Source organism: Acinetobacter sp. AKBS16 (genome assembly GCF_002899995.1).
Lineage (GTDB): Bacteria > Pseudomonadota > Gammaproteobacteria > Pseudomonadales > Moraxellaceae > Acinetobacter > Acinetobacter baumannii.
Map to the genome: position 1 here is coordinate 33,512 of NZ_POYH01000061.1, position 10,306 is coordinate 43,817.

The window sequence follows — 10,306 nt, forward strand, 5'->3', positions numbered from 1 at the left end:
AGTGATCCTACTAAAATTGCAGTTGAACAGGCACGAATTGCTGGGAAGTTAAAAACAGCAGTAACAGGTGTTGATCGCGCTACAGGTAAAGCTGTGATTATTCCAGTTCAAGTTCCGTCTAAACTTACAATATCTAAAAAAGTGACCAAATAAAAGGAAGATACTCATGCAAATGAATATGATGTGTGCACGTCGAGAATTTAAAGATGCACAACAACGATTTGATCATATGACGATGGTGATTAATAGTTATTTAGAAGGGGGGGAGGCTATTTTATTTGATTTATCACGCCATATTGTGGAACGCACAGGAAACTCATTTGCTGCTATGGATAGTATTATGATGAGGTTTGATGGATTGATGTCCGGTTATTGGTTGTTTCATAAAGATTTAATCAAATTTAAGCAATGTTCCTATAGATATTCAAAATTGGCAATATTGCAAAGTGTTGATTATGAAGACCCAATGCCATTCTTTTTTCGTTCGGATTACACTAATGTAAAAGAACCCATGTTTCATATGCTGATGAGTGATAGTACCCAAATTCGTGATTTTTTAGTGAGGAATATCGAGGAAGTTGCAAATGATACAGAGGATTTAGATGATGAATATGATTTAAATTGTCAAATGATTTACAACACTTTACTGATGCTAGAAGGCAAACAATTAGAGCGATTAAAGCAGCGTAGTTTAAAGGTACTTGAGGCTCCAATTCCTCAAGTTAAGCAATTTGTTAAAGAGCTCGAATTAAGAAAATATGATTTTCATTTCTATGTGGCTTTTGCAGAGCAAGATATCGATGGGATGAAAAAAGCCTTAGAACCATTTTTTACAAAAAAAATAGCGCAAGATGCTGCTAAACATACCCTAGTCTATTTTGATTTTTATTTACAACCACAAGTATTAGTTTATGCAAAATTAGCATCTATGCATGGTTTTGATTTAGGAATAGATCATGAGATAGCACCAAAAGAGCTAATTCAATATCAGCCACTTCCTGAAGAGGAATATCAGGATATTGTTGACTTTATGAAGCCATATAAGTTGTCGTATCCGTATGAATATCTTCAAAACTGGATTGATTACTACACTCATAAAACAGATCAACTTTTTCCTTTGGCATAATCAAATACTAAATTTTCAAAAGCCTATCAACATTAGATAGGTTTTTTATAAGAGATATATTAGTGGTGTTGGAAACAGAAAAGTCATAATAATATTTAATTATAATTTTTATTAAGCCAAACTTTAAAAACCCACTGATTTATCAAATAATTTGACTGATTTATTTTAAAACAGTTGTCACTTTTTGTGCTTGACGACAAATATCGTGACTATTATTCTTTGCGTGCTGGCCTACATTGCCAGTCGGTTGTCGCAGACCGTACTTCAAGAGCATTAAAAGATTCTTCTTTTAGTGTGTATACCCTCGCGCCCCCTCTATGGTGGAACGGAGGGGGACACCTTCGGGTGTGCTGGGTCTTGAAGCCAGTCTGCGAACCCCCTTCGTTCTGCCACCATAATTTTAATGTCTGGCAGAACTCCCAATAAAAAGGAGTTGGCTTTGCACATCCATTATTTTTTGGCTCTCAATGCCAAAAGCTATAACGACACAACTTAGTTTGTAACGAGTTTGATTGCCATTAGGCTAATCAGGCTTTAAATCATCACGACCAAAAACTTAGCAACTATAAAACTTGAGATGTGCCAAACACAGTCTTTACGGCTTTGCTGTGCCTTTTTTTCTCCCAAAAAAGTATCTCATTTACAAACAACAAGAATTTATAACGGTAAAATTATGTCAGATTTAGACCTTTCATTTCGTGCTTTAAGTGTACTTCATACGTCACGTTTTTTATTTAATAAATATGGTTTTCATAATGTCGGCGTAGACCGAATCATAGCATCGGCAAATGTGACTAAAACGACATTTTATAAATATTTTCATTCCAAAGCACGGCTTATTGAAATGAGCCTAACTTTTCAAAAAGATGCGCTTAAGGAAAAAGTATTTTCACTGATACACTTGTCTCATGACTTAAGCGTACAAGAAAAATTAAAAAAGATTTACTTTTTACATGTCGATATAGAAAGCTTTTATCATTTGCCATTTAAAGCGATATTTGAACTTGAAAAAAACGTATCCAGAAGCTTATCAAGTTGCAACGGATTATAGACATTGGCTAATTAAAGAAATCCATCAACTTATTTTAACTCAAAAAGGTACAGCTACAGTTGAAGATGCCTATCTATTTTTATTTGTGATTGATGGAGCAATGGTGAGGCTTCTAGGGGAAAATAAAGTGGATGAGCGCGATAAGCTACTCGATTATTTTTTATTTATGGTTTTTGAGGTTTAGCTGATCGGCTTATATCATTGAAACGGATACGGACTTTAGCCAGTACCGTCAGTGGTTATCGTCGGACTATATGTTAAATGCATTAGGCCTTGACCCGGCCGCAGTGGGTGCGGTGAAAGATGCGGCTTCAGCACTGAAAGATGCCAAAGATGCTTATAGTCAGGCCCAGCGTGATTATGCAGCAGGTAAACTCACCAAAGAAGCATTGGATGACAGTAAAGCAAATGTTGCGATAGCTACAGCAAACTTAGCCAGCGCACAAATTGCAGTGGGTGCTTCAGCCGCCGCGGCAGCAGCCAGTTCCGCGACTTATGGTTTTACCATTGGTGCGAATGGTGAACGCATAGAAACCACAACCAATAACAATCAGACTCAGGGATTGGCAAGGTAGTAATTTAGAGCTGAATAATCTGACGCTGAAATCTGAAGGCCAAAATGCCAATATTCAAGGCAGTCGTTTAACAGCTACGGGCACAACGACTTTCAATGGAACTAAAGACTTAAATGTAACGGCAGGTACAGAACATAGTACCCAAGAGAGCAGTAGTAAAACTAACAGTCAAAGTATTAGTTATAGTTCAGGTGGTGGTGGAAGTGCTTCAATTGGCAAACAAACCAGTCAATCACAAAGTGAAAGCCTCACTCATGTGAACAGTGAGGTTGCATTAAACCGTACAGAAGGCCAGTTGAATAAACTCAATATTCAGGGTGGTGAAGTTTCCATTGCTGACCGAGGTAATCTACAGGTCAACCAAATCCATGTAGAAAGTTTACAAGATACGGCGAAAAGTAGTAACAGTAGCAAAGGCGGCAGTATTGGAGCTGGTTTTGGTTCAAGTGGAATCAGTAATGTTAGTGCTAGCTATAACCAAAGTAAGGGCAGTAGTGACAGTGCGTGGGTCAATAACACGAGTAAGTTGCTTATAGGTGACAAAGACCACGATGCTAACCTAGATGCAATGGGAGTTAAACAGGTTACGAATATTGGTGGTGTGATTGCCAATGCGACCAAGAATGCAGATGGTAGGTTGACCGATCATAAGGGGCTGAATTATAGCGGTGCGCTTGAGTTGAAAGATATTCAAGACCATAACTATAACAGTAGCCGTGGACTAAATGTCTCTACGACAATTGGTAAGACTACTCAAGAAAAAGATGGTGAGAAAGGGAAATATCCGAATGGCAGTACCACGCTTGGATTACAAAGCAGTGGACAGGAAACGGAGCAGTTAACAAAAGCGACGATGGGGCTTGGTACGGTTAAAAACACAACTGAACTGACCAATCGAGACATTAACACTACTCAAGAGATTACCCGTGACCAAACTACAGGAATGTTAAATGGTAGTGTAATGGTCGATCATCGATTACTGAGTGAAAGTGGAAGAGCGGAGATTATTCAGCAGCAGAAAGATTTGCCGCGGAATGCAGAAATTGTTGGAAAAATGACAGCGGCAGGCGTAACCAGTTTAGGCGTGGCGACGGCTGCTTTAGCGACGAAAGACCAAAATCTTAAACAAGCTTATGACACTGTTATGAATCCTGCACGAACTTTTGATTTTGTACAGAAGCATCCAGAGGCAGCAACGGTGCTCGAACAATTCAAAAATGGAAATTATGACGGTTTATTACAGACGAAAGGCAGCATTCAATTATTGGCACAAGCACTAGGGCAAGATGTGGATGTACTTACAACATCAATGACGTCATTCCTTGGTATTAAAGGTGCTTATGACCATCAAACAAATACTGTTGTTTTAGACGTAAATAATGAAAACAGATCATCTATCTTAAGCACAACAGGCCATGAAATAGCGCATGGACAAGGGATTAGCAATGAAACCTCTGCTGACTTGGTTGGTAAATCGGTAGATTGGGCATTCAGTTCGGGTGTTAAAAATAATGAAGCCACAATTGATCAATATAAAGATCAATTAGGTGATGGAAAGGATGCTTCTACTCAAGCACAAAATGTAGCTGTGTTAGAAAAAGACAATACTAAAGCATTAGACGCAATATCTGATCATGCAGATCAGATTGATGAAAAAACATCATATTGGCAAGATATAAAGCACTTAGATTGTTGGAGTAAGGAATGTACAGTTGCCTATCAAAAAATGGATGCTGCACAAGAAAAAGCATTTAGGCTTGGTCGGGCTAAAGCCGTTACAAAATTCATGAATGACATTAAAAACCTGCCAAATGTTCCAAAAGAAGTTTATGACGCACTAACTAACGATCCGATGGGAGCAATGGCAGCGATTTGGGATGGAGTCAAAAATATTCCAGGCGAGTTATGGCAAACAGGAAAGACTATAACAAATGTTAATTTAGTTGGTAACAGCCCAGCAGAGTTTGAAAAACTGGGTAATGCCGAGATGACAACAGTTTTAAATGCTGTAAGTGCGGGTACAATCACGGTTGCTAAGAAAGGAGGCAAAATTGTTGTTGAGGCCGCCAAGAAGGTTAAACTTAAGGCAGATTTTGATCCTAGTTTAAATGTTCAGACTAATGGTTTTTCTTTACCTCCTAAAACGACACTTAAAGTTATCAATATTAAAGCTGATCAAGCTATAAAAGGAACAAAAGAGTATGACATATTGAATAATCCGCCAGCAAATAGTCATGTTAAGCTAGATAATGGTACTGAGTTCAAGACTAATTCATATGGACGTGTAGATGAGGTTTAATTCCAACCTAGTTTAACAAAGAATCCTCGTGACAAACTGCAGTTGGTAAGCAAGGAAATAAGGGAGATGTTGGTGGGCACATTCAAGGATGCTCATTAGGTGGGACATGTGATAATTTTAATTTATTTCCACAAAATAGTAATTTCAATAATTCTGCTTATAAAAAATGGGAAAATGAGATACGTGGCGCTTTAAAAAATGGTGAGCAAGTTGGAAAAGTTAAAGTACAATTTGATAGATCAAATCCTACTAACATTAGACTGGATTCATTAAAAATTGATTATAGTATTAATGGCGTTAAATTACGAAAAACTTTTACAAATGAAAGTTCTAAGTGAGATATTAAATGAGTAATAGTATTGAAACACAAACAGAGATTTTAAACCAATTATTGCAAGTAATGCATAACAGTGTAGATGAACCATATGACTCTATGGAGTGCATATTTGATTATTATAAAGATCCAGATGATGGCTCTGTTTCAGTTGGAGAAAAGTTTTCTTATCAAATAAATGGTGAGGTTAAATCAGAATATTTAGTATATGATGGCCTGATGGTTAGTAACTTAGTAAATAAATTACACAACATTATGACTGCCCATACTGGAAGTAATTGGAAAGAGTTTATTTTAAGTTTAGATGAGAAAGGCCGAGCTCATACTAAGTTTATTTATGATGAAAGTTAATATTAACTGTTGAGATTTCGTTTTTTAAAATATAGAGCATGTCTAAATTGACATGCTTTTTTATTTCATGAAAGTTTTTTAGCCGAAGTAATTGATGGAAGTAATTTAGCAATTAAATTCTTCGATCAAAGTGCAGCGGTAAGTTATAAGATAAACGATGCGATAGAGAAAACAGGCATAGATCCCGCAACAGCAGGGTTAGCTTTATCTTTAGCATTTGGTGGACCAGTTGGTTTAGCTAGAGATTTAATAACCGATACCTTAGTAGGAGAACCGCTAGCACAGGGTAGTGATGCACTGAAGAATGAAGTTACGGCGGTTGTGAGAGATACGAGCTATGACACCGTTTCTGGCTATACTTCAAATAGTACAAAACAGCAATTATCGGGTCTGAATGATCCTGCATCACAAACAGCCTTACAAGTTTCTGAGCAATTACAACGCACTAAAGATGGTGTTGGCTTCTTGGCAAGTGTGGTGTTAGGGACTGGTGGTATTGCGAAGACTGCTAAGATTGATGGCAATGAGGTTGAGGTTTCTCAGACTGGAGGTATATTAGGTGGAGCACATAAAGAAACATCAAAACCTGTTAATGATGGGTTTGATTCGCATCATTGCCCAGCAAAAGATTGTTACAAGGGGGCGCCAATTAGCAGTGCAAATGGTCCCGCAATTAAAATGGAGCCTGCTGATCATAGAGAGACTGCTAGTTATGGCAATGGCAGTGTTGCCAAAAGATATAGAGCCAAACAACAGGAACTATTAAGCCAAGGAAGATTACAAGAAGCTGTAGATATGGATATAAATGATATACGTTCAAAATTTGGAGACAAATATGATCAACATATTTTGGAAATGCAAAAATATATTGATACATTAGAGCCAAAAGACTTTATTAAGAAATAGGATGAATATATGGACTTTTATTATAGTCAAACAGATGGTTTAACAATATTAAAGGGGATACGCAATCGTGAAGATGTACGTGCAGCCATAGGTGTAGAATATAGAGTTTTACCTAAAACAGAGTTTAGTGAAAATTCAACTGATTCATTTGGTCGGCTAATTGCTCAATGTTGGTATGATGAAGCTAATGTCTTAATTGAGATAGAACTTTATGATTTAGATGCTCGTTTATTTTTATCAGATAAGAATCTATTGGGAATAAGTTATTTTGAGTTGAAGGAAATATTGAAGAGCCTAGATATACTATATACCTTAGATGATGAAGGTTTAGGGGGTAATATTTTTAATGATACAGTTCGTTTTTATATCCCCAATATTGATGAAGAGGGAGATAATGCCAAAGTTGAAGCTATTTGGATTAAGGTACCCAAGTAATACAATTTTTGATAATTTCTTAAAATTACTCCATGAATGATGTTTAGAATTTAATTTAGAGGGTTATTGCTAGGCAATAGTCCTTTTTTATGTTTGTTTGTATAGCGCTATTGAATAACTTGACGCTGAAATCAGAGGGTCAGAAAGATGGAACTACCATTTATCATCGCTTCCAAAATGATGGTAATGGTAATTTCCATTGGAACGGTTCTACGAATGGTAAAACAGCAAGTGGGGTTGATAGAAGTGATGTTAGCAAAATTCCACCTGAAATATTGAGGAAGTAAAATGTTATTTGGTGATCCTAGTATTTTTGCCTTAAAGTGTATTGATGCTAATAGTAAGCAAAGAAAAGTCATGATTAACTTAGTGCTTGTTATAAATGGAATTGAAGTTGGTACATTAGAGGATGGCACTTATATTCCTACATTTAAAGCGAGCCTTAATAGAATTGTTAATCCAGAAAAGCTTGATATAAAGAAAGTAGAACTAAGCACAGAAGGAAAATTTGATTATTTCTTAAATCCTAATACAACTGGAAAATATATGGCAAGTTTAGGTGACTCCTTTGATGATTTTGATATTTTCTTTTATGAATATGAATCAAATTTTGTTGAATTCATTTGGAAGCTTCATAATCAAACAGTATTTTCATATCTTGATTTAAGAAGTGATATTACTTATTCAGGTAAGGTGCCTAAATCTTATTTATTAAAAATCATTAAAGAATTTTTAGAATGGGTAGATGCAGTAGATTAGGAGCTAAAAAATATATTAGGAAAACCCACTTAAATTTAAGTGGGTTTTTTAGTTAGTAGTAATAGCCAGTCTTAAATTTGCCAATGAGGTAGAAAAGGATAAACAAGGTCAGCCTAATGGCTCGACATTTTTCCTCAAGGATGGTCGGAAGCAAGATTGAAATATGAACTATCAGAGGCTTTTAAAAATAAGCCAGCTAATTTACGTCCACAAGAAGATTTTACTACTACACCTTCTGGGGTAAAAGTTAAGTTTGTACCACCTAGTGGTAATATTAGTCAATGGCGAGGATGGCCTTTACAATGATTGAGGTTAAAATGATTTTAGAATTTTCTTATACTTTACGTGAAGAATATGAAGGTGATGAAGGAACTCTTGTTCCACAATTATTTAGATTAGATAATCTGGATGAAAATAGAGGGTTTGAAAATTTTTTAGAAGGTAATGATGATTATTTATACTTTATCAGTAATGTTGATACAAGTAAAAAAGTTGAAAGTATACTTATTCAATTAAGTAATGTATTGGATGATAATAGTAATGAATGCCAATATATAGTGGATGGCTATTTTAGAAAGGCAGAGGTATGTAAGGATATAACTGCTTTTAATATAATGCCTAATATACAAATAGGTTATAGAGGTGGTATACCTACAGATTTATTTCTAAAAATTTTGAATTTGTGGGGGAGTATCTTAAATCGGGAAGTAAGGAAAAAGTAATCGTTGAAGTTTGATATTTATAATTGTTTCTGGTGGAAATTTTGATATTTTATTTTGTGAACCTAAAATCGTTTTTGTTGGGTTAATTTGGAGGCCTCATAATCAAGCAGTATTTTCGTAGCTTAGTTTAAGAAGTGATATTACTTATTAGGGTAAGGTATCTAAATATTATTAAAGAATTTTAGAATAACTAAATACCTGTAGATTAGGGGTTAAATAAGTATATTAGTAAAACCCACTTAAATTTAAGTGGGTTTTTTAGTTAGCAGTAATAGTTAAGAGTGTACCCTTATAAAGAAAAAGTATAGATGTATTGGCGAATGCGTTTACTGCATCGGCGCATTTGACAAGTACAGATGTTGTAGAGAAATTAACAAATCCACAATATGAGAGTGAAGTCCCTGAAGCTGAACGAGATACTTATGAGTCCTTATCAAATGAATTAAGTAATAGTAAGCAGGGAGCAGAGTATTTAATTAATGCAGCAGCAGGAATTGTTGTTGGAGGTATTAGTAAAGGGACTGTTAAGAACAATAATTTTGATATTGATATTTCTAAGCCAGGATTGGAGATCAAAAGTCGAGACTAATACTTAATAATAAAAAAAACCTGCTTGATCAGGGGCTTTTTATTTAGTTCATGAGAATTTAATGATTTCACTAATGTGGATTATGATAAATTCCTAAAAAATATCATACAGGAAGAGGTTAAGAAAAATGACGAATAGTTTTTTAGATCATTTAATAGTCTTATTAGGAAAGTCTAATAAAGACAAAATTTTAATTGATTTTTTGTATCTAATAATTTTATAAAAAGCCTTCCTTCTTATCAAAGAGAAAAGATTTTAATAGTGAGATAGAATATGGGTATGACTTATATTATTGGTAAAGAAAAAAACTTTCTGATGAAATATTGTTGACTATTAATGTTAACTCTACTGTTGATGCCTATATATCAAGTTTGATTTCATATCTTTTTGAGAAAAGTTATCCAGATATATATGAACAAATTGTTGAACAAATTATTTTTATGCGTTTTGATGAGTTAAGTAAACAAGATTTTCATTTTATTATTGATCAGATTAATAGGTTATCAAGTAGTTTGGATTATTTACCAGATGATGTAAAAAATGGTATATATTGGTGGAATAAATTAATAAAACCCCTTGTAGATAGGGATTATAGGATTGTTTTATGATTTAGTATGTAGTAATACTCATAGAGTTTAATTGATATCATCAAGATGATTAGATTATAGTTTTTTCAGATTTAAGTAAAGATGATGAAATTATTGTTACAAATAATGTAACTGATGAAGAATTAGGACAAGCGGTACGCTTAGCCTATGAGAAGTGTACAAGTATTTATTAATTTATAAAAAAGAGGCTTCTATTTAATTATTAGAAGCCTGATTTTAGTTAATCTTATGCATATTGTGAAATTATAACTTTTTTAGTTAGATATTCTAAAAAAATTTGTTAACTACTTGTTTAACTGTCGATTATTTTAATTGCTGTATTTTAGTGCAAATGTCATTTTTTGTGCTTGACGATAAATAGAGTGACTATTATCCTTTGCGTGCTGGCCTACATCGCTAGTCGGTTTTGACGGACCGTATCATAGAAGCATTAAAGGTTTTACTTTTAATGCTTAGCCCCTCGTGCCCCCTCTGCGGCGGAATGATCTGCCCCCATAAAGTTGGACAGTTAGTTAAGCAGTTTTTATAAACTGGTTTCTATATTGTACAGG

Annotated in this window: 9 protein-coding genes and 3 pseudogenes; all 12 read left to right on the forward strand. The window is 34.7% G+C overall.

Going from position 1 to position 10,306, the window contains the following annotated elements:
• The first annotated feature begins 166 nt into the window (after positions 1 to 166).
• The 12 genes and pseudogenes from C1642_RS10835 (at position 167) to C1642_RS10895 (ending at position 9,755) form a co-directional block, all read left to right on the forward strand.
• Entirely contained in the window at positions 167 to 1,126 is a 960-nt protein-coding gene (locus tag C1642_RS10835; protein WP_103236318.1) for an immunity 49 family protein, read from the forward strand.
• A 673-nt stretch (positions 1,127 to 1,799) separates the two neighbouring features.
• A pseudogene (locus C1642_RS10845) lies at positions 1,800 to 2,361 on the forward strand (TetR/AcrR family transcriptional regulator).
• Between the two features lie 88 nt (positions 2,362 to 2,449).
• Positions 2,450 to 3,788 (forward strand): annotated as a pseudogene (locus tag C1642_RS10850) (hemagglutinin repeat-containing protein); the annotation flags it as partial.
• 1,319 nt (positions 3,789 to 5,107) lie between these two features.
• Positions 5,108 to 5,389 (forward strand): annotated as a pseudogene (locus C1642_RS20185) (DNA/RNA non-specific endonuclease); the annotation flags it as partial.
• Positions 5,390 to 5,397: 8 nt separating this feature from the next.
• The gene (locus tag C1642_RS10860) at positions 5,398 to 5,736 is read left to right on the forward strand and encodes an immunity protein YezG family protein (protein WP_000071510.1); all 339 of its coding nucleotides are present in this window, start codon (positions 5,398 to 5,400) and stop codon (positions 5,734 to 5,736) included.
• A 321-nt stretch (positions 5,737 to 6,057) separates the two neighbouring features.
• On the forward strand, positions 6,058 to 6,642 hold the full coding sequence (locus C1642_RS10865) for a hypothetical protein (RefSeq protein WP_103236319.1): 585 nt from the start codon (positions 6,058 to 6,060) through the stop codon (positions 6,640 to 6,642).
• Positions 6,643 to 6,651: 9 nt separating this feature from the next.
• Positions 6,652 to 7,077, forward strand: coding sequence for a hypothetical protein (locus C1642_RS10870; protein ID WP_103236320.1), 426 nt, complete (start codon positions 6,652 to 6,654; stop codon positions 7,075 to 7,077).
• Between the two features lie 288 nt (positions 7,078 to 7,365).
• Positions 7,366 to 7,836: a hypothetical protein gene (locus tag C1642_RS10880; protein ID WP_000896070.1), complete on the forward strand. Its 471-nt coding sequence runs from the start codon at positions 7,366 to 7,368 to the stop codon at positions 7,834 to 7,836.
• A 156-nt stretch (positions 7,837 to 7,992) separates the two neighbouring features.
• On the forward strand, positions 7,993 to 8,142 hold the full coding sequence (locus C1642_RS18950; protein WP_000873035.1) for a hypothetical protein: 150 nt from the start codon (positions 7,993 to 7,995) through the stop codon (positions 8,140 to 8,142).
• Positions 8,139 to 8,558 carry a hypothetical protein gene (locus tag C1642_RS10885; RefSeq protein WP_228153834.1) on the forward strand — a complete coding sequence of 140 codons (420 nt, stop codon included), beginning with the start codon at positions 8,139 to 8,141 and terminating at the stop codon, positions 8,556 to 8,558. Before C1642_RS18950 ends, C1642_RS10885 begins: the two co-directional genes overlap by 4 nt.
• Positions 8,559 to 8,871: 313 nt before the next feature.
• A complete protein-coding gene (locus C1642_RS10890) occupies positions 8,872 to 9,147 on the forward strand; it encodes a hypothetical protein (RefSeq protein ID WP_001262214.1) in 276 nt (91 codons plus the stop codon).
• Positions 9,148 to 9,473: 326 nt separating this feature from the next.
• On the forward strand, positions 9,474 to 9,755 hold the full coding sequence (locus tag C1642_RS10895; protein ID WP_032068663.1) for a hypothetical protein: 282 nt from the start codon (positions 9,474 to 9,476) through the stop codon (positions 9,753 to 9,755).
• Positions 9,756 to 10,306: the final 551 nt, after the last annotated feature.

Excerpts from the sequence above, each read along its gene's own strand:
- C1642_RS10880 (WP_000896070.1), top strand. The coding sequence starts at position 7,366 with ATGTTATTTGGTGATCCTAGTATTTTTGCCTTAAAGTGTATTGATGCT.
- C1642_RS10860 (WP_000071510.1), top strand. The coding sequence starts at position 5,398 with ATGAGTAATAGTATTGAAACACAAACAGAGATTTTAAACCAATTATTG.
- C1642_RS10835 (WP_103236318.1), top strand. The coding sequence starts at position 167 with ATGCAAATGAATATGATGTGTGCACGTCGAGAATTTAAAGATGCACAA.
- C1642_RS10885 (WP_228153834.1), top strand. The coding sequence starts at position 8,139 with ATGATTGAGGTTAAAATGATTTTAGAATTTTCTTATACTTTACGTGAA.
- C1642_RS10870 (WP_103236320.1), top strand. The coding sequence starts at position 6,652 with ATGGACTTTTATTATAGTCAAACAGATGGTTTAACAATATTAAAGGGG.